At 37.0% G+C, this 18,069-nt stretch carries 21 protein-coding genes and 1 rRNA gene; 1 reads left to right on the forward strand and 21 read right to left on the reverse strand.

The genetic code is table 11. From position 1 onward, the window contains the following. Positions 1-9: 9 nt before the first annotated feature. From ridA to metG, 11 genes are all read right to left on the reverse strand, one after another. Entirely contained in the window at positions 10-384 is a 375-nt protein-coding gene (ridA, locus tag HNQ85_RS16480; protein ID WP_181538804.1) for a 2-iminobutanoate/2-iminopropanoate deaminase, read from the reverse strand. A 33-nt stretch (positions 385-417) separates the two neighbouring features. Beyond that, complete coding sequence (purR, locus tag HNQ85_RS16485) at positions 418-1,242, reverse strand: pur operon repressor (RefSeq protein ID WP_181538805.1); 825 nt, start codon at positions 1,240-1,242, stop codon at positions 418-420. A 55-nt stretch (positions 1,243-1,297) separates the two neighbouring features. After that, positions 1,298-2,167 carry a 4-(cytidine 5'-diphospho)-2-C-methyl-D-erythritol kinase gene (ispE, locus tag HNQ85_RS16490; protein ID WP_181538806.1) on the reverse strand — a complete coding sequence of 290 codons (870 nt, stop codon included), beginning with the start codon at positions 2,165-2,167 and terminating at the stop codon, positions 1,298-1,300. Between the two features lie 260 nt (positions 2,168-2,427). Next, on the reverse strand, positions 2,428-2,607 hold the full coding sequence (locus HNQ85_RS16495) for a small, acid-soluble spore protein, alpha/beta type (protein ID WP_181538807.1): 180 nt from the start codon (positions 2,605-2,607) through the stop codon (positions 2,428-2,430). A gap of 104 nt (positions 2,608-2,711) precedes the next feature. After that, positions 2,712-2,975 carry a biofilm formation stimulator Veg gene (gene veg / locus HNQ85_RS16500; protein ID WP_181538808.1) on the reverse strand — a complete coding sequence of 88 codons (264 nt, stop codon included), beginning with the start codon at positions 2,973-2,975 and terminating at the stop codon, positions 2,712-2,714. A 187-nt stretch (positions 2,976-3,162) separates the two neighbouring features. Beyond that, positions 3,163-4,053, reverse strand: a complete 891-nt coding sequence (gene yabG / locus HNQ85_RS16505) for a sporulation peptidase YabG (RefSeq protein ID WP_181538809.1) — start codon at positions 4,051-4,053, stop codon at positions 3,163-3,165. 286 nt (positions 4,054-4,339) lie between these two features. Next, complete coding sequence (gene rsmA, locus HNQ85_RS16510; RefSeq protein ID WP_181538810.1) at positions 4,340-5,224, reverse strand: 16S rRNA (adenine(1518)-N(6)/adenine(1519)-N(6))-dimethyltransferase RsmA; 885 nt, start codon at positions 5,222-5,224, stop codon at positions 4,340-4,342. Further along, positions 5,217-5,780: a ribonuclease M5 gene (rnmV, locus tag HNQ85_RS16515; RefSeq protein ID WP_181538811.1), complete on the reverse strand. Its 564-nt coding sequence runs from the start codon at positions 5,778-5,780 to the stop codon at positions 5,217-5,219. The genes rsmA and rnmV overlap by 8 nt, the downstream gene beginning before the upstream one ends. 120 nt (positions 5,781-5,900) lie before the next feature. Next, a complete protein-coding gene (locus HNQ85_RS16520; protein ID WP_181538812.1) occupies positions 5,901-7,094 on the reverse strand; it encodes a G5 and 3D domain-containing protein in 1,194 nt (397 codons plus the stop codon). A 235-nt stretch (positions 7,095-7,329) separates the two neighbouring features. Further along, positions 7,330-8,100, reverse strand: coding sequence for a TatD family hydrolase (locus HNQ85_RS16525; RefSeq protein ID WP_181538813.1), 771 nt, complete (start codon positions 8,098-8,100; stop codon positions 7,330-7,332). A gap of 245 nt (positions 8,101-8,345) precedes the next feature. Next, positions 8,346-10,295: a methionine--tRNA ligase gene (metG, locus tag HNQ85_RS16530; RefSeq protein WP_181538814.1), complete on the reverse strand. Its 1,950-nt coding sequence runs from the start codon at positions 10,293-10,295 to the stop codon at positions 8,346-8,348. A 496-nt stretch (positions 10,296-10,791) separates the two neighbouring features. Between metG and HNQ85_RS16535 the strand changes: the two genes are divergently transcribed. Then, complete coding sequence (locus HNQ85_RS16535) at positions 10,792-11,076, forward strand: AbrB/MazE/SpoVT family DNA-binding domain-containing protein (protein ID WP_181538815.1); 285 nt, start codon at positions 10,792-10,794, stop codon at positions 11,074-11,076. 35 nt (positions 11,077-11,111) lie between these two features. Here HNQ85_RS16535 and rsmI read toward each other — a convergent pair whose 3' ends face one another. From rsmI to rrf, 10 genes are all read right to left on the reverse strand, one after another. Further along, positions 11,112-11,987, reverse strand: coding sequence for a 16S rRNA (cytidine(1402)-2'-O)-methyltransferase (gene rsmI, locus HNQ85_RS16540; protein ID WP_181538816.1), 876 nt, complete (start codon positions 11,985-11,987; stop codon positions 11,112-11,114). Next, positions 11,962-12,243, reverse strand: a complete 282-nt coding sequence (locus tag HNQ85_RS16545; protein ID WP_181538817.1) for a GIY-YIG nuclease family protein — start codon at positions 12,241-12,243, stop codon at positions 11,962-11,964. The genes rsmI and HNQ85_RS16545 overlap by 26 nt, the downstream gene beginning before the upstream one ends. Then, a complete protein-coding gene (locus tag HNQ85_RS16550; RefSeq protein WP_181538818.1) occupies positions 12,233-12,973 on the reverse strand; it encodes a tRNA1(Val) (adenine(37)-N6)-methyltransferase in 741 nt (246 codons plus the stop codon). Before HNQ85_RS16550 ends, HNQ85_RS16545 begins: the two co-directional genes overlap by 11 nt. A gap of 75 nt (positions 12,974-13,048) precedes the next feature. Beyond that, a complete protein-coding gene (gene yabA, locus HNQ85_RS16555) occupies positions 13,049-13,417 on the reverse strand; it encodes a DNA replication initiation control protein YabA (protein WP_181538819.1) in 369 nt (122 codons plus the stop codon). A gap of 13 nt (positions 13,418-13,430) precedes the next feature. Then, positions 13,431-14,258 (reverse strand): PSP1 domain-containing protein, encoded by an 828-nt coding sequence (locus HNQ85_RS16560; RefSeq protein ID WP_181538820.1) that lies wholly within the window; start codon positions 14,256-14,258, stop codon positions 13,431-13,433. A 3-nt stretch (positions 14,259-14,261) separates the two neighbouring features. After that, complete coding sequence (gene holB, locus HNQ85_RS16565) at positions 14,262-15,263, reverse strand: DNA polymerase III subunit delta' (protein ID WP_181538827.1); 1,002 nt, start codon at positions 15,261-15,263, stop codon at positions 14,262-14,264. A gap of 85 nt (positions 15,264-15,348) precedes the next feature. Then, positions 15,349-15,978 carry a dTMP kinase gene (gene tmk / locus HNQ85_RS16570; RefSeq protein ID WP_181538821.1) on the reverse strand — a complete coding sequence of 210 codons (630 nt, stop codon included), beginning with the start codon at positions 15,976-15,978 and terminating at the stop codon, positions 15,349-15,351. Between the two features lie 39 nt (positions 15,979-16,017). Further along, positions 16,018-17,454, reverse strand: coding sequence for an aminotransferase class I/II-fold pyridoxal phosphate-dependent enzyme (locus HNQ85_RS16575; RefSeq protein WP_181538822.1), 1,437 nt, complete (start codon positions 17,452-17,454; stop codon positions 16,018-16,020). A 74-nt stretch (positions 17,455-17,528) separates the two neighbouring features. Continuing rightward, on the reverse strand, positions 17,529-17,732 hold the full coding sequence (locus HNQ85_RS16580; protein ID WP_181538823.1) for a sigma factor G inhibitor Gin: 204 nt from the start codon (positions 17,730-17,732) through the stop codon (positions 17,529-17,531). 243 nt (positions 17,733-17,975) lie between these two features. Beyond that, positions 17,976-18,069: ribosomal RNA gene (gene rrf / locus HNQ85_RS16585) — 5S ribosomal RNA — on the reverse strand; the annotation flags it as partial.

The following is an 18,069-nucleotide window of genomic DNA, read 5'->3' on the forward strand; positions in this document are numbered from 1 at the left end:
ATTTTATTGTTATTTCACAAGGGCAACAACTTCAATTTCGACAAGCGCATCTTTTGGCAAGCGAGCTACTTCAACTAAAGAGCGCGCCGGTTTATGTTCTTTAAAATACTCTCCGTACACTTCGTTAACTGCTGCAAAATCATCCATATTTTTAATAAATACAGTTGCTTTGACGACTGTTTCTAAAGACGCTCCTGCTGCTTCTAAAACAGCTTGTAAATTTTTAAACACTTGGTGAGTTTGTGCTTTTACATCACCTTGGACCATTTCCCCTTCAGGTGTTAAAGCGATTTGTCCTGAACTATAGAACATATTATTGACAATAATACCTTGTGAATATGGACCAATTGCCTGCGGTGCTTTTTTTGTTTCTACTTTTCTCATCGTTCTTGTTCTCCTTTCGATTCCTTCATACTGTTACTTGACAAATTTAAAGTAATTTCCTTCCTTAACGGTAATTTGTTTTTCTTTTACATCTACCGAAGATAATTTTACAAGGGAAATATACTCATCAACAAGCCGTTCTTCCGTCTCTTCAGATTCAACAAGAACGCCAATCCCCTGTACATTTGCGTTGAATTCCTCTAACAAGCTAATCATCCCGTTAACTGTTCCGCCCGCTTTCATAAAATCATCAATAATCAAGACGTTTGATCCTTCTGCTAAGCTGCGCTTTGCAAGCACCATCGTTTGAATCCGCTTCGATGAACCAGAAACATAATTAATGCTCACCATTGAACCTTCCGTTACTTTGTTGTCGCGACGTACAATGACAACCGGAACATTTAAGAAATTAGCGACCGCATAAGCTAATGGTATTCCTTTCGTAGCAACTGTCATGACAACATCAACTTTCCGATCAGCAAAAACGGAAGCATATAATCGTCCAATTTTATTGACAATCCGAGGATCACCAAGAATATCGGTCATGTATAAATATCCGCCCGGTAATAATCGTTCAGGATTTGCTAACATTTCACACAAATAATCAATCGTTTCCTTCGCTTCTTCATGAGAAATTTTAGGAATATATTGAACTCCCCCTGCAGCTCCTGGAAGAGTTTGCAACGTTCCGATTCCCTGATGTTCAAATGTTTGTTTAATAATCGCTAAATCTTCACTAATGGATGATTTAGCGGATTGATAACGTTCAGCAAAAAAAGTGAGCGGAACTAATTGATGAGGATGTTCAAGGAGATAGTGCGTCATATCAACTAAACGGCTACTTCGCCTTAATTTCATAAAAGACCTCCTAAACCCGAATGTTTTAAGATAAATATAACATTAATATACGGGTTTAATCAAGCGAATTCCGCTCTCCTAATAGCCGCACCGCAAATACTTGGTCACAAAAACCGCGCAAACCGTTGTAAATTCGATGCAGTCGCGAATCGTGCCGTACCAATCCAAAAACAGTTGGACCACTTCCACTCATCAATACGGCATCTGCTCCAAAGCGTTTCATTTGCTCTTTAATCTGAGCCACTTCCGGATACCTCTTCAATGTAACTTCCTCTAAAACATTTCCTACAAGAGAGCAAATTCCCTCGTAATCTTGTTCCTTTATAGCCTTTACCATCGCATCAACATCTGGATGAACAATAGAAGCTAAATTTAGATTACGATAAACTTCAGCAGTTGATACACCGATTGTCGGCTTAGCAAGAATGACCCAACATTGTGGAGGAGCTGGAATATGCTCAATCTTTTCACCGCGCCCTGTTGCAATTGCCGTTCCTCCATATACGCAAAACGATACATCTGAGCCAATTTCCGCTCCAAGCTCTGCCAATTCATCAAGCGTCAAACCTAAATTCCAAAGTTTATTTAAACCTCTCAATGTCGCAGCTGCATCGCTGCTTCCTCCTGCTAATCCCGCTGCCACTGGAATCGTTTTAGTAATCGAAATAGCGACACCATCTCGAACTTTGAATCGTTCTTTTAACAGTTTTGCCGCCTGATAGGCAAGATTCCGGTGATCATCGGGAACAAAACGATTATGAGACACGATTCGTATCGTGTCAGAAGGAAGCGGGGTTAATTCAATTCGATCAGCAAGATCGATAGTTGTCATAACCATTTTTACTTCATGATAACCATCAGGACGTTTATGTAATACATCTAAAGATAAATTAATTTTTGCTGGAGCCTTTACTAACAATTTCAAACTTTCCACCTACTTTTACGACTTCAAACCTATACCAACATTTTAACATAAAAGTCATTTACAATTATCCTATATTTCGACACATTATGAAATAAAGAAGTCCATTATTCAACTATGTAAAAAAGTAGCTGTCTCAAGACTGACTCCCCCAACCGTTTACAAATGTTTATGGACATTCCTCCATAAATCATGGTAATTGAGGAGTCGAATTCTTTTTTGAGACAGCTGTCTGTCGCGGTCCATATGAATATGATGCTGAGTTACTTCGTTCTTTCTGCTAAATGTTGCTCGGCCATTTGTATCGCCAATTTGACCATATTTCCTGCATCACGTGCGCGAATAGCTCCCCATCCTTCTTTTTGCACAACATCGTAAAATCCTAGCTCTTTAGCAAGCTCTTCTTTAAAGCGTTCTGACATAATGCCTCGACGTCTACCCAAACACAAGCAACTCCTTTCAAAAACCGCGACAATTTTATTATTGTAAGACAAGGGGAGATTTATGTTTCCAAAAAGTCACAAAATAAAAAGCAGCAAACAAATGTCTACTGCCCACTAATTGCCATATTGTCATCGTCTAAGAAGGTTAGCTGTACAGTCTCTGTAAGAATATCTGCATAGCTGTAAGACACACGTTCAAAAGCATTTTCTTCCTGGTCAAGTTCAATAACGAACACAGAAGGGTATGTTTCCGCTAAAACGCCGCATCGCTCAATCGTTTTTCTTCTTCCACCATTTGCTTTCAGCGTTAGCCGTCTGCCAAGGTTTGAATCCAACGCTTTTTTAATGTCGGCCAGTGTTTTTGCCATTCGCTATCCACCTCACTAATGCAATTGTAACAAAATTTTCACCAAAAGTCAAAAAACAATTATTTTACCAACACAACACAATGAATGTCAATATCTATTTTTTCTACATATTTTTTATCATTATAACGTATTATGCACATTGAATGTAAAATTATGTATAAACAAAACCGCCTAATGAAAATTTACATTAGCGGTCTCTTGCAAAATCAACAATAGTACGAAAAGGCATACCTGTACGCAATACACCTTTTGTTTCTACACCACCGAGCCCCTTCTCACCTGTAAGTGTATTCCTTAATACATCCCATACATTTACTCTTTCCATAAATGGGGTAAAGCTAATTCTCGATACAATATATACGGGGTCAAGAGCATGAATGTTGACCCGCGCTGGAGAGCTGGCAAAGTTAGCGCCGGCGCGAATTAACGATTCGAAATGAGATTGACATGCGCCGGCAAAAATAACAAGCTGGTCTAAATGGGGGATTTTTTTTCTCGCCTCTCGCACCGTTTGTACAAAATATTTGGAATGACGATATGCTTTAATATCCGTAACTTTTCCTTTTGCCTTTGAATATGAATCATGACCAGTAATGACTAGAATATCAGGACGAACTTGTTCAATTAAGCTTCCCACTTTTTCCGGCATTTCTTTTTCATTGCAATAAACTCCGTGAACAGGCACTCCAATTTTTTCGTATAAATCTAAACATTTTCGTAAATACAAAGGATCACCATCCAAGTGGAGGACACGCCCTGGAATTTGAAAAAAATCCTGTTCTGTCCTATATCCCCCTGTCGCATTGTACTCATTTTTTTGCCTTATTAGATTGTAATCCTGCCTTAACAGCTTATATGATTGTTCAATTAATTCCTTTTCTTTTTTCTGGCGTTTTTGTTGTTCACTCTCATCGATAATCACTAAATCAGCAAAAGGAGCATCGGCAATTAACCGTACGTCCTCTCCATGGAGAATCGCTTCTTTTTCTTCATTTTTCTCCTTAATATCAATAACGCGAAACAATAAATCACACTTATATGATTTACGCCCAACAATATCTCCAATCTTAATATCCATAAAATCAACTCCAAGACTATAACAGTTATTTATTATGTAAAATATGCATACATTCTAAATACGTGAAAATAATAATTATTTTTCGAAAAGCAGGACTTCCATTCGATGTATATAGATTCAGATTAATTTTCCGACATAACCACCTGTCCGATGCGCTGGAGCACTCTTTCTGGAAATTCAGAAAGGTACTCCAAAAACGAATAGAAAGTCTTCATGAAAGCAAAAGAGCCAGATTCTTTTTATATCATCACTATTGTGATGACAGAGAGAATCCGGCTCTTATTCATCAGCTTTTTTGAAATACCTGCAACAATCGGTCGCTGAGGATAGCAAATTCAGCAATCGTTAATGTCTCTCCCCTGCGGCGCGGGTCAATATTCACTTCATGCAATACTTGTTCAATTGTTTCTTTAAACATTTTTCCATTCGGTAAATTGCTTGTTAAATTATTCAAAATCGTTTTTCGTCGCTGTCCAAAGCTCGCACGAACCACTTCAAAGAAAAATGCTTCATTCTCAACAAAAACAGCAGGCTGAGATAATTTAGTTAAACGAATAACGGCAGAGTCAACATTTGGCTGCGGTACGAATACAGTTCTTGGTACCGTCATAACCGTTTCCGCTTTTGTATAATATTGAACGGCAATCGATAATGAGCCGTAATCTTTTGTGCCTGGTTTAGCAGCCATTCGCTCGGCCACTTCCTTTTGCAACATAATAACAATTCCTCGAAGCGGCAAATTGTCTGTTAACAACTTCATAACAATCGGTGTCGTTACATAGTAAGGCAGGTTCGCAACGACCATCATATCTTTGATTCCAGCAAATTCTTCGTCGATGACTTTTCGCACATCTGCTTTTAAAACATCTTGATGGATGATACGCACATTTGAATAAGAGGATAACGTCTCTGCTAAAATCGGCAAAAGGCGTTGGTCAATTTCAAATGCGACTACTTTTTTGGCACGCCGGGCAAGCTGTTCTGTTAACGCTCCTATTCCCGGTCCGATTTCAATTACTCCTGTCTCATCAGAAAGCTCAGCAAAATCAACAATGCGGCGAAGAATATTTGTATCGATTAAAAAATTTTGTCCAAGACTTTTTTTAAATGAAAAGCCGTATTTTTCTAAAATTTCCTTCGTGCGATTAGGTGTGGCAATATCTTTATACATTTCGCTTTTCCTCCTGAAGCACTTGCTCTAAAGCGTTCATAAACGCTTCTTTTGAAATTTGGAACATTTGCAAACGTTTATGAAGTTGCTTTCCGTTTGTATATCCTATTTTAAGCAGTTGCCCTAAACGATTGCGGCGTGCTTTTGCCAAAGAACCGCCGATTAAGCCGGCATCAATCAAATCATCAAAAGTAATCTCTTCTTTCAGCTCAATTGTTTCTTCATATACATGCTCTAAAGCTTTTCGGATCGCTTCAACAGAAGCATGCTCTACCCCCACGCCCTTGCCGTTCTTTTCAAGCGCTTCTTCCTTGGGCAAAAAGGCATGTTTACACCCAGGGATACACGTAGAAATGGTTTTGCGAATTTTTTCTCCCGGAAAATCTGGGTCTGTAAAAATAATCACACCTCGCTTTTCTTTCGCAATTTTAATTCGTTCTAATATTTCATCGTTAATAGCTGAACCATTTGTTTCAATTGTATCCGCTTCAACAGCACGCTGAATCGCTATTGTGTCATCTCTTCCTTCTACAACAATAATTTCTTTAATTTTCATAACAGCCTCCAAAAAGTTGAAACTTTATTAACATTCCTACGTCTATATATAGTAGATAGAAAATCTTTCTCCATTATAACGAAAAAAACAGAGGATAGGGAAATCCTCTGTCACTTTACATTATTTAATAATTTTTACTTTAACTCTTTTTCTTCCCCAGTAAAAAGCTGATGATTCCTCTGGGAAAAATACGTCAATTTTATAGCCATGAATCGCTGAACCTGTGTCTGCGGCAATGGCATATCCATAACCCTCGACATATACTTTTGAACCAAGCGGAATAATGCTTGGGTCCACTGCGATGACTTTCATATTAGGATTTGAACGCAAATTAATCCCCGTTCTCGTTCGCCCGGAACAGCCATCACAATAAGCCGTATAAGCCGTTGCTGTAACATAAAATTCCTGCGAAGCTGTTTCTTTGCCGCGCGACACAATTTGCGGACTGTTTACTTTTGTACCGACAGCGACTATACGATCTTCACTTTGTTTAATCGTTTCCGTTTTCACTAGTTTACGGGAAACTTCTTTTCCGTTTTCTAAAATAACTTCGTACTGTTTAGATACGAGTCCTTTTTCTCCCGGGTTAATTACTTCCTGTTCTCCTTTTGGCAACTGAGGGTCTTTCTTTGTAACAACTGCAAAATTAACGGGTTCTTCCACTACATCGGTGACTTTTTCAACTCTTGTAACTTTGACAACAGTATTCTCTTTCACCATCTCATTTACGGATGGCTCAACACGATCTAGTTTATTCAATGTAATTTTCTGTTGTTTTAAAAAGTCAGCGACAGTAGTCGAAGTTGCCCACACTTGTTGTTCTTGACCGCCGACATTCAATTTGACTTGGAAAGCCTTATCAAACGTAATGTCCATGTTTTTTTGTATTTTTGCATCCAGCGATGGAGAAACTCGGTCATGTTCATTGATTGTAATTTGCTGAGTCATAAGCAAATCTCTTACTGTTTTTGCAGTTGTCCATACTTTTTTGGCTGTTCCGTTTACAGTAAGCTTTACAGGTTTACTTGCTTCCCAAACAATTTTTAAATCATCAGTAACCGGTGTGTTTTTCGAGGGAAACAAATAATCTTCGGAACGTACCTGAATATTGTGCTCAGCTAGAACGTCAGCTACTGTATCAGCATGCGTTCGAATTTCTTGTTTTTGCCCATTTAATGTGAGCGTCACGCTCTCTTTTGTTAATTCATATGCGGCAACACCAGTCGTTGTTGAAAAAGCTATTAAACTACCAGCCGTTACAGCTAAATTTTTTTTCAATGACCCGGAAAACAGATCTTTCATGTTATTCAACATGATAAAAAACGCCTCCTTTATCTGCAGAGATTGCATAGAGCTCTCTTTTAGTTGTCAACCTTCCCTTCCTAATTTGAATTTTTACGCTCAACGCACACTCTATTATGCAGAAAATTCTGTTAAAAGGAAAGGAAGACTTGTCGACAAGTCTATCCTATGCTTGTTGCTGAAATTGTAGAACTTTTTCTGTTTAAGATTTTGTCAGACAAGCTTCCCAAAAAAGCGACACGTTTTTTTATCGAGTGATGCCGAATAATTTTTTTGCATTGTCGGATGTTTTTTGTGCCACTTCTTCAAATGAAATCCCTTTTAGTTCAGCAATCGCTTCCGCAACATACTTGACGTAACTTGGCTCGTTTCTTTTGCCGCGAAAAGGATGAGGCGTCAAATAAGGACAATCGGTTTCAATTAATAAATGCTCTAACGGAATTTCCTTTGCTACTTCTTTTGGTTTTTTTGCGTTTTTAAATGTAACTGGGCCACCAAAAGAAATATAAAAATTCATGTCAATACATTGTTTTGCTACTTCTACGCTGCCGGTGAAACAATGCATAACCCCGCCAACTTCAGCGGCATTTTCTTCTTTTAAAATTTCAATAATGTCCGCTGTCGCCTCACGGTTATGGATAATAATTGGCAATTTGACCTTTTTCGCTAAGGCAATTTGCTTACGGAATACTTCTTTTTGCACCTCTTTAGGCGATTTATCCCAATAATAATCCAATCCCATCTCGCCAAGAGCAACTACTTTCGGGTGTGCTGCAAGCTGCTCAATCATTTGTAAATCTTCTTCGGTCATATCAATGGCATCGACCGGGTGCCAGCCAACCGCAGCATAAATAAATGGATATTGTTCCGCTAATTCAATCGCGCGGGAAATCGTCGGCCGGTCAAAACCAACAACAACAATATTAGAAACTCCTTCTTCAAGAGCACGGTTAATCACTTCTTGCAAATCATCGTTGTATTGTATTGCATTTAAATGAGCATGTGTATCAAATAACATAACCATACTCCTTCTCCAGTTTGATGCTAAGTGTAACACATAAAATCATTACATATATCACAGAATCTTAACAATTACATTACAAAACAACAACAAAGAGGTGTCGGGGCTGACCCATAAGTGTCTGACCTCACGTACATTTCACAATATATAGTCCATTTATCCAATGTAATGTCCTATATATTGTGTTGTGAGGTCTGACCATTAAATCTTGAGTCAGCCTCTTCACCTCCTGTATTTAACTGTTATTTTACTTTTGCCCCATTTGGCAATGTTTCATCAACAGTTGCTAAAGAAAGTACGCCGTTTTCTTCACCTGCCAAAATCATTCCTTGCGATAATTCACCGCGAAGTTTAACAGGTTTTAAATTTGTCACACAAATAACTTTTTTTCCAATTAACTCTTCCGGCTTGTAAAATTTCGCAATTCCTGATACAACTTGTCGTTTTTCATAACCAAGGTCAAGCTGTAATTTTAGCAACTTGTCAGCATTTTTTACCGGTTCAGCATGAAGAACTTGCGCAACACGTAAATCAACTTTCATGAAATCATCAATTGTAATCTCATCCACTTTTGGAACTTCCTTTTTTTCTTCTTGGTTTGGTATTGTTCCTTGCATCTGTGCTTTAATATATTCGATTTCTTTAGACATCTCTAAGCGCGGGAATAACGGTTCACCTTTTACCACTTTTGTTCCTTCTTTGATGAGACCAAATTCATACAAACTATCCCATTGTTTTAACTCATTTTCTGTAATACCAAGTTGTGCAAAGATTTTTGCTGGAGTTCGCGTTAAGAACGGTTGCAAAAGAATTGCAATATGTCGAAGCGATTCGGCTAAATGAACCATCACAGATGCTAATTTGTCTTTCTGTGACTCATCTTTCGCTAACACCCAAGGTTGTGTCTCATCAATATATTTATTTGTCCGGCTGATTAATTGCCATACAGCTGTCAAAGCAACAGAAAACTCCATTTTTTCCATCGCTTCTTCATAATCTTTAACTGTTTTCTTCGACATTTCGACAATCTGATCGTCAAACTCTGTTTTACTTCCTTCATAAGTTGGAATGACACCATCAAAATATTTTTCAATCATTGCTACTGTACGGTTTAGAAGGTTTCCTAAATCATTTGCTAAATCATAGTTAATACGTTCTACAAAACCTTCAGGAGTAAAAACGCCGTCAGAACCGAACGGTACTTCGCGAAGCAAGTAGTAACGCAACGCATCTAAACCGTAGCGATCAATTAACGTTACTGGGTCGACAACATTCCCCTTTGATTTCGACATTTTACCGTCTTTCATTAACAACCAGCCATGAGCAAATACCTTTTTCGGAAGCGGCAGACCTAAAGCCATTAACATAATCGGCCAATAAATCGTATGGAAGCGAACAATTTCTTTTCCGACCAAATGCACATCTGCCGGCCAATATTTTAAGTATTTTTCATCATTTTCTGTGCCGTATCCTAATGCTGTAATATAGTTCGTTAAAGCATCAATCCATACATAAATTACATGTTTCGGATCTCCTGGAACTTTAATACCCCAGTCGAATGTTGTACGAGACACGGCTAAATCTTCTAATCCAGGTTTTATAAAATTATTAATCATTTCATTTTTGCGGGATTCCGGCTGAATGAACTCTGGATTCTCTTCGTAATATTGGAGCAAACGCTCAACATATTTGCCCATTCGGAAAAAGTAAGATTCTTCTTTTACTTTTTCAACAGGACGACCGCAGTCAGGACAATTTCCGTCTACAATCTGTCTCTCTGTATAGAAAGACTCACATGGCGTACAATACCAGCCTTCATACTCATCTAAATAAATATCACCTTGCTCAAGGAGACGCGCGAAAATTTTTTCGACAACTTCTTTATGTCGCTCTTGCGTTGTACGAATGAAATCATCGTAAGAAATATCGAGTTTTTTCCATAGCTCTTGAATACCAGCGACAATTTCGTCAACATACTCTTGCGGAGTAACACCTTTTTCCTCTGCTTTTCGTTGAATTTTTTGACCATGCTCATCCGTTCCTGTCAAATACATTACATCATAACCACGAAGACGCTTATAGCGGGCCATTGCATCACCAGCTACCGTCGTGTATGCATGGCCAATATGTAATTTTCCACTTGGATAATAAATAGGTGTGGTAAGATAAAATGTTTTTCTTTGTTTCTCCATGATTTTCCCTCCTCTATTTTAAATTAGAAGAAAAGCCCTCGCCCAAAGGACGAGAGCGATTATATTACTATTTTACATATTTTTTTCGTCTTATAAAAACATCTATTTCTCTTATTTTAACAAAATATACATAAAAATGATTTCTACTGTCAATTTGTTTGTTTTGAGACATAATGATTCATTTTTGTACGAATATTATAAGGGGATGTGTAGAAAAATGCAAAACACGTCGAAAATTAGCCGATTTTTGTCGAATTATCACTATAATACTTTTATCGATTTGAAAAAAAGATAGAATTGGTATAACAATTTTTATTTAGTGCTTAATGAAAAAGCCTTTTATATCAATAGTTTTTGGATACCAATATACATTTTTTTAAAATTTTACATATAAAAGGATTGACGTTTAATGGAAAGATTGATATGATTAATCCATGAAGTTTTGTCGAATATTGACGAAAAAAATAACAAATTATCATAGAGAGGAGATTATTATATGAAATCTACAGGGATTGTTCGTAAAGTTGACGAATTAGGTCGCGTTGTTATTCCTATTGAATTACGTCGTACATTAGGTATTAATGAAAAAGATGCATTAGAAATTTATGTTGATGATGATCTTATTATTTTAAAGAAATATAAACCAAATATGGCATGTCAAGTAACTGGCGAAGTTTCTGATGATAACCTTAAGTTGGCTGACGGCAAAATCATTTTAAGCCGTGAAGGTGCTGAACAGCTTCTTAAAGAAATTCAAACTCATTTACAATCAACAAAATAAAAAAGTTTCTCTAGATTTTTTCTAGAGAAACTTTTTTATTTTCCATGATATTCCTGATATACTTCACGCTTAGTCATGTTTCTGTCCCTTGCAGTTTGTTTAATCGCTTCCTTTGACGTTAATTGTTTTTCGTTTATATAATAATCCACATGTTCAATGAGCGAAAAGTTTTGCCACCATTCTTCTTTACTTTGACTTTCTTCTCTTGTCCCTTCGACAAGAACACAAAATTCGCCACGAATTTCGTTTTCTTTTGTCCATTGTAAAATGCTTTCAATATCACCACGAATGAATTCTTCAAATCGTTTTGTTAACTCACGAGATAAAACCGCTCGTCTATTTCCTAAAACTTCATACATCATTTCCAACGTTTCTTTTAAACGGTGAGGCGCTTCGTAAAAAATCATTGTATCACGAATGTGTACTAACGACTCCAACTGCTTTCTTTTTTCCTTTTTATTACGATTAAGAAAACCAAAAAAGTAAAAGTGCTCTGTTGGCAATCCAGAAGCAATCAATGCAGTTAATGCAGCATTTGCTCCTGGAAGAGGAATAACGATACAGTTTGCTCTTATTGCATCGACAACTAGCTCATAGCCAGGGTCAGAAATAGCTGGTATCCCTGCATCGCTTACTAATGCAATCTGTTTCCCTTCAAGTAACCATTCCATAATTTTTTTTCCGCTCGTCATTTTGTTATGTTCATGATAGCTGACAACTGGCGTTGCAATTTCAAAGTGATTCAATAATTTTTTTGTCTGTCTTGTATCTTCTGCTGCAATTACATCAACTTCTTTCAACACGCGCAAAGCACGAAATGTAATATCTTCTAAATTTCCAATTGGGGTAGGGACAATATAAAGCTTCCCGGTAACGTGATTTTCTTCAAAGCTTTTCTGCTGCGAAAACATCTTTTTGCTCCTTTTTAATAAATTCTTCCTTTTCTTTTCGTGATAATTGTTTAAAACGATACTCTGCTTGTAATGCCTCTCGCTTCGTTTGATATTTCCTAGAAAATATTAGCTTTACTGGAGTACGACTTCTTGTATATTTAGCTCCTTTTCCTTCATTATGCTTGCGAATGCGTGCCGTTAAGTTATTTGTATATCCAGCATAGTAACTACCGTCAGAACATTCAACAATGTAGAAATAGTAATCATTCTCCATAAAGAATTCGCTTTATTTCCTCCGTATATTCATTATTGTCATTATACACAATAAGCGGTGGCAAGACTTTTAAATCCGGGTTGCCATCTTTTATTCCTTCAATTAAGATCGTATTAGCTTCTCTTCCTAATTTTGGATAGACAAAACGAAGCCGCTTTGGCTCTAATCGATATTGCCGCATTAATGTAACAATATCAAGCAAACGCCCCGGCCGATGAACAAATGCCGCTTTTCCGCCTTGCTTCAACAATTGGCTGCTAATTCTAATCACATCTTCTAATGTACAATAAATCTCATGGCGTGCAATGGCCAAATGTTCGTTTTTGTTAATTTCTTCTGCGCTCGGTGTCGGAAAATATGGTGGATTACAAGTTACGACATCGTATTTACTATAGCCTAACTGACGAGGTGCATCCTTTATATCTCCGTGAATAATTTCAATTTGTTTTTCAAGATTGTTGTATTCGACACTTCTTTTTGCCATACTATAAATTCTTTCTTGGATTTCAATACCAATAATATTCCCCTTTGTCCTCTTGCTCAACAACAATGGAATGACTCCATTTCCCGTACATAAATCAACGATGTTTCCTTTTTGAATCGGCATATAAGCGAAATTAGCCAACAGTACAGCATCTAGTGAAAAAGCAAATACTGACGGACTTTGAATAATACGCAAGTCCTCACCTAAAAGATAATCAAGTCGCTCATCATTATACAATTCAACCATTTCCGATAACCTCTCTGCTTAGATTCTCCATTCAAGAAAAGAGCCTCTCCCGCTTTGGAAAGGCTATAGAAACTGTTAATTATTTTTATTTAAAAAAGATAAACAAAACAAACAATCTCCTTCTTTTCTTACACTTCCATAGTGAACATGACAAATGTGAAATCCTTCTTGATAAAGGCGCGCCAGATTATCGTATCCTTCTCCAATATCTACTTGCTTTTTTTCCTTCTTATTTTTGCTATTTTTTCCTTTTCTTTTTGATGCCTTCGTTTCTCCCAAAGTTTGTTCAAGCCGACGGCGTAAATGCTCATTTTCAATTTGTAAATGTTGATTCTCCTCAAGCAGCTGCGCAAGATGTTCTTTCAGCTCACCAAGCTGGCGATACAAATGACTAATTTGTTCTTCCATACTTGCTACCGATTGAAATATCTCTTTCTTATCCACGTAATCCACCTCATTAATCTGTGGCTTGAATCGATAGGACTCCTTCTTTAATTAATTCATCAATTGTGTATTCCACCACACGCTCACGCTCTGTCAATTCCACTTGTAAAACTCTCTCTAAAATATTCAAACCAACTACTCTTCCAAGCCCATGCGGAGTTTCAATATATTCACCGAGATCTGGAAGCTGTTCTTTCGCAGTTTCGTACTCATCATTTTCATATTTTAAACAACACATTAACCGACCACAAAGACCAGAAATTTTCGTCGGATTTAAAGATAAATTTTGGTCTTTCGCCATTTTTATTGATACAGGATCAAAGTCTCCTAAAAATGTAGAACAACAAAGCATTCGTCCGCAAGGGCCAATACCGCCTAACATTTTTGCTTCATCGCGCACACCAATTTGCCGTAATTCAATACGAGTACGGAAAATAGCTGCTAAATCTTTAACTAACTCCCTAAAATCAACTCGACCATCAGCCGTGAAATAAAAAATAACTTTATTGCGGTCAAATGTATATTCTACATCGACAAGCTTCATATCGAGGCCGTGTTCTTCAACCTTTTTTAAACAAATTTCGTATGCTTCTTGAGCTGCTTTTTTGTTCTCTTCCACAATGAGTTTGTCTTTCGGTTCGGCAATACGAATGACTTTTTTTAATGGCAAAACAACATCATTTTCATCAACTTGCTTTTTATTAATAACTACCTTTCCGTACTCAATTCCTCGAACCGTTTCAACAATGACATATTCACCGTTAGGAATCGTTAAATCCCCTGGATCAAAATAATAAATTTTCCCCGCCTTTTTGAAGCGGACACCGACTACATCATACAAACGTCAATCCCCCTCCTGCAATTTTAACACTAATTGCTCCATCAAAAGCTGTGGATTCATATTTGTATTTAAACGTGCTTTTGCTTGTAAAATTGCCGTCATATTTTCTGCAATCCGCTTCTGTGACAAAGTAAGAGCTAATTGATTTAAATAACTAATCTGGTCCTTATAAACCACTTTTTCCGTTTCCCCTAATTGAATATATATTAAATCTTTATAAAGATATAATAACAAGTCTAATCCCAAATCTATTTGTTGCTTTTCCACAAAATGTTGAATCCATTGTTCCTGAACAATAAAAAGGGCTTGCAAATAATTTTTGTGCAACGCTTCATATAATTGTAACACTATTTTTCGGGCTTGTGCAAACCAATCATCTCGACTTAGTTCGAGAGCATGTTCTCGATTGTTAGTGACATAAGCAGCAAGGAGTGCAAAGTGAGATGGGATATGTTGCTCTTTCAAATAATCCGCAATGGCGTTTGGTGGCAGTGGTTTGAAAGATAAAACTTGGCATCGAGAAACAATGGTGTTCAACATACGATGATACTGTTCAGTTAATAGAATAGCCACTGTTTCGGAGTTAGGTTCCTCTAAAAACTTCAATAAGCTATTCGCTGCATTAACCGTCATCCGATCAGCATGTTCAATAATATAAAGCTTTTTGTTAGATTCGACACCTGTCTTTGAAAACTCTGCTTGTAAAGCTTCGATCTGCGCTTTCTTAATCGATTGACCATCCGGCTCAATAATATGAACATCCGGATGGTTCCCAGAGTCAATTCTTCGGCAATTGATACAGTCATTGCAAGGCTTATATCCGTTACGATTTATACAAAATAAACTCTTTGCAAATAAAATGCTGACATCTTTCTTTCCGGTACCGCGTTGTCCTTCAAATAAATAAGCGTGAGCAACCCGTCCTTTTTGAACGATCTTTGCAATCATTTTTAACACCGTAGGCTGATATTGTTCAAGTTGCTCCCAAACAATAGACACTCTCATCACTCTCTTATCATTTATTCTTTATTTTAACACGTTTTCATTTGCTCATCATTTTATGTTTAATGGAAGAATCTCTTCTTCCTAGCTAGGATTGAATTCTTTGCATAATAATCTTTACTGTTTCTTCAAATACCTCATTAATAGTTCGATTGGCATCAACTTGAATAATTCTATCTTTAAACCGCTTCACTAACTGCAAATACCCTTCACGAACTTTATAATGAAATGAAAAACTTTCCATATCAAGCCGATTGATTTCGCGCAATTTATTTTTATTAATCCGCTCTAAACCAATTTTTGGATCCAAATCAAAATAAATGGTTAATAAAGGCATGCATCCGCTAATTGCAAACTCATTAATCGCTAACACCTCGTCTATACCTAATCCCCTTGCAAATCCTTGATAAGCAAGAGAGCTATCAATGAAACGATCACATAAAACAATTTTTCCCTCGTTAAGCGCTGGTACGACTCTTTCGACTAAATGCTGTCTTCTCGCCGCAGCATAAAGCAGTGCCTCTGTGCGCGCATCCATGCTTTTATGCTCAGGATTTAAAATAACAGCCCGGATCTTCTCAGCGATTTCAATTCCTCCCGGTTCGCGAGTTGAAATAACTTCAAAGCCTTGTTCAGTTAAAAATTTCTCTACTAATTGTATAATCGTTGTTTTCCCCGCTCCATCCGGTCCTTCAAATGAAAAAAAGTAGCCTGTCATAATTACAAATCTCCCTTCAGCTCTAAACTAACAATACTTTCACATTTCAAATACTTCTAATTGATTAAACGACAAAAGTTTTCCCCCTTGGAATCGGGAACCGCTATTCTTTAGATAGTTAATTAGCTCAATATGTTCTTTCGTAATCATTTCTCCTATAAATAAAATCGGAATCCCTGGCGGATAAGGAATGAGCATTTCCGCAGCTACCAATCCTTCTGCCTTTTCTAAAGAGACAACTCTTGTAGGTAGATTTTTCAACTTTTTATAGGAATATGACTGAGAAACTATTGGCAAAGCATATGGTAGCAATAAATTGATATAATCCGGATCATATTGAATTCCTCGTAAAGCCCGTTTTATTTTTTTACTTACCTCTCCTAAATTTTTTAATAACGCCAAAGGATAAACAAAGAGTACATTAAAAGGATCAGCTAATTCCGTAAATATTCCCTCTTTTTCCAACAACGACTGTAATTGATAGCCAGATAAAGGGCTTCTTGTCTGCACTGTTATTTTCAATAAATCTGTTGCAACAACCGGATCTGTTGATTCTACTACTGTAATACACTCTATCTCTTTTAACAATCCTTTAAAACACTCAATTTCTTCACTAATCTGATTTATATCTTCCCGCGATAAGTTAGCTAAATAGTTTCTCGCTAAATCTAGCGATGCCATAATCGGATATGAAGGGCTGCTAGATTGGAAAACTTGTAAAAAATACTTTACCTTCTCTTCATCTACTAGTTCGCTGTTAAAATGCAAATAAGAACCCATTGTCATTGCTGGCAATGTTTTATGTGCCGATTGAACGACTAGATCGGCACCGCACGCAACTGCCGTTTTCGGAAAAGGAGTTCCTAAAGCAAAATGAGCCCCATGTGCCTCATCAACGAGGACAGGTATGCGATAAGAATGGGCTAATTTGACAATTTCCGTTAGATCGATAGCCATTCCATAGTAATTTGGATTCGTTAAAATTAAAGCAGTGGCATCTGGATGACGCTCTAATGTTTCTTTAACAGTATTATAAGAAATATATGAAGCGACACAAACATCACGATCAAATTCTGGAGAAATAAAAATAGGCTCCGCACCAACTAGCTGCAATCCATTAATAATGGATTTATGACAATTTCGCTGGACAATTACTTTCTTATTTTCTTCACAAACAGCAAAAATCATTGCCAAATTTCCAGAAGTTGAACCATTCACTAAAAAAAATGTTTTTTGTACTCCAAAAAATTCAGCCGCTAACATTTGTGCTTCGGCAATAATGGATTCTGGTTGATGCAAATCATCTAAACCGTTCAGCTCGGTTACATCTATATGTAATAAGCAATTGTAGTCTTCTTTCCCCATGTCTGTAAACACTGTTCCATATTTATGACCAGGAACATGAAATGAAACGGGATTTGATAAAGAGTGATGTTTTAAAGCTGTGTATAAAGGTGTCTTTTGTTGTCTATTCATATTTTCTCATCCTTCGTTTATTTTTCAATTAATATATTAAAATAAAAAGGTCCTTAATGGCAGGACCTTATGCATCATGAATATATCTCTTTGTTTCTAATTTTTTTTAGTTGCTGTAAATAAAAACGATATTTTGGGTTATCTGTATCCGTTTGTATCATATCTTTTTCACAATCAGAACAAATAAATTTTGTATATAAATGAATCCCTTTCAATTTCGGCTGCTCACATATGATGCATGTCTCCTCAACGAATCGATTAGTTGTAGACGAATGCATTTCTCCACCTCCCACCCATCATATTTTCCAAATTTTTAAGTTTATATACTCATAAAATATGTTTTTGATCTTACGTCCGTGTTTGCCCATCTTTATTATTAATAAACAAATAGCACTTCTATTCCCCAGTATCCGCCCCTTTACATGGAGTTCTTACGAACGGAACAGTTAGAACAAGAATGATAGAGTGAGAAAAAAAACAGAGGTTAAAACGAAATCGTTTTAACCTCTGTTTTTTCATTCGCCTGGCAACGTCCTACTCTCGCAGGGGCGCTGGCCCCAACTACCATCGGCGCTGGAGAGCTTAACTTCCGTGTTCGGGATGGGAACGGGTGTG

The organism is [Anoxybacillus] calidus (assembly GCF_013760845.1).
In the GTDB taxonomy this organism is placed as follows: Bacteria; Bacillota; Bacilli; order Bacillales; family Anoxybacillaceae; genus Paranoxybacillus; species Paranoxybacillus calidus.

Bases quoted from the DNA above. Each gene is read 5' to 3' on its own strand.
- ridA (WP_181538804.1), bottom strand. From the start codon at position 384: ATGAGAAAAGTAGAAACAAAAAAAGCACCGCAGGCAATTGGTCCATAT.
- purR (WP_181538805.1), bottom strand. From the start codon at position 1,242: ATGAAATTAAGGCGAAGTAGCCGTTTAGTTGATATGACGCACTATCTC.
- veg (WP_181538808.1), bottom strand. From the start codon at position 2,975: ATGGCAAAAACACTGGCCGACATTAAAAAAGCGTTGGATTCAAACCTT.
- yabG (WP_181538809.1), bottom strand. From the start codon at position 4,053: ATGGATATTAAGATTGGAGATATTGTTGGGCGTAAATCATATAAGTGT.
- rsmA (WP_181538810.1), bottom strand. From the start codon at position 5,224: ATGTATAAAGATATTGCCACACCTAATCGCACGAAGGAAATTTTAGAA.
- rnmV (WP_181538811.1), bottom strand. From the start codon at position 5,780: ATGAAAATTAAAGAAATTATTGTTGTAGAAGGAAGAGATGACACAATA.
- HNQ85_RS16520 (WP_181538812.1), bottom strand. From the start codon at position 7,094: ATGTTGAATAACATGAAAGATCTGTTTTCCGGGTCATTGAAAAAAAAT.
- HNQ85_RS16525 (WP_181538813.1), bottom strand. From the start codon at position 8,100: ATGTTATTTGATACACATGCTCATTTAAATGCAATACAATACAACGAT.
- metG (WP_181538814.1), bottom strand. From the start codon at position 10,295: ATGGAGAAACAAAGAAAAACATTTTATCTTACCACACCTATTTATTAT.
- HNQ85_RS16535 (WP_181538815.1), top strand. From the start codon at position 10,792: ATGAAATCTACAGGGATTGTTCGTAAAGTTGACGAATTAGGTCGCGTT.
- rsmI (WP_181538816.1), bottom strand. From the start codon at position 11,987: ATGTTTTCGCAGCAGAAAAGCTTTGAAGAAAATCACGTTACCGGGAAG.
- HNQ85_RS16545 (WP_181538817.1), bottom strand. From the start codon at position 12,243: ATGGAGAATGATTACTATTTCTACATTGTTGAATGTTCTGACGGTAGT.
- HNQ85_RS16550 (WP_181538818.1), bottom strand. From the start codon at position 12,973: ATGGTTGAATTGTATAATGATGAGCGACTTGATTATCTTTTAGGTGAG.
- holB (WP_181538827.1), bottom strand. From the start codon at position 15,263: ATGAGAGTGTCTATTGTTTGGGAGCAACTTGAACAATATCAGCCTACG.
- tmk (WP_181538821.1), bottom strand. From the start codon at position 15,978: ATGACAGGCTACTTTTTTTCATTTGAAGGACCGGATGGAGCGGGGAAA.
- HNQ85_RS16575 (WP_181538822.1), bottom strand. From the start codon at position 17,454: ATGAATAGACAACAAAAGACACCTTTATACACAGCTTTAAAACATCAC.
- HNQ85_RS16580 (WP_181538823.1), bottom strand. From the start codon at position 17,732: ATGCATTCGTCTACAACTAATCGATTCGTTGAGGAGACATGCATCATA.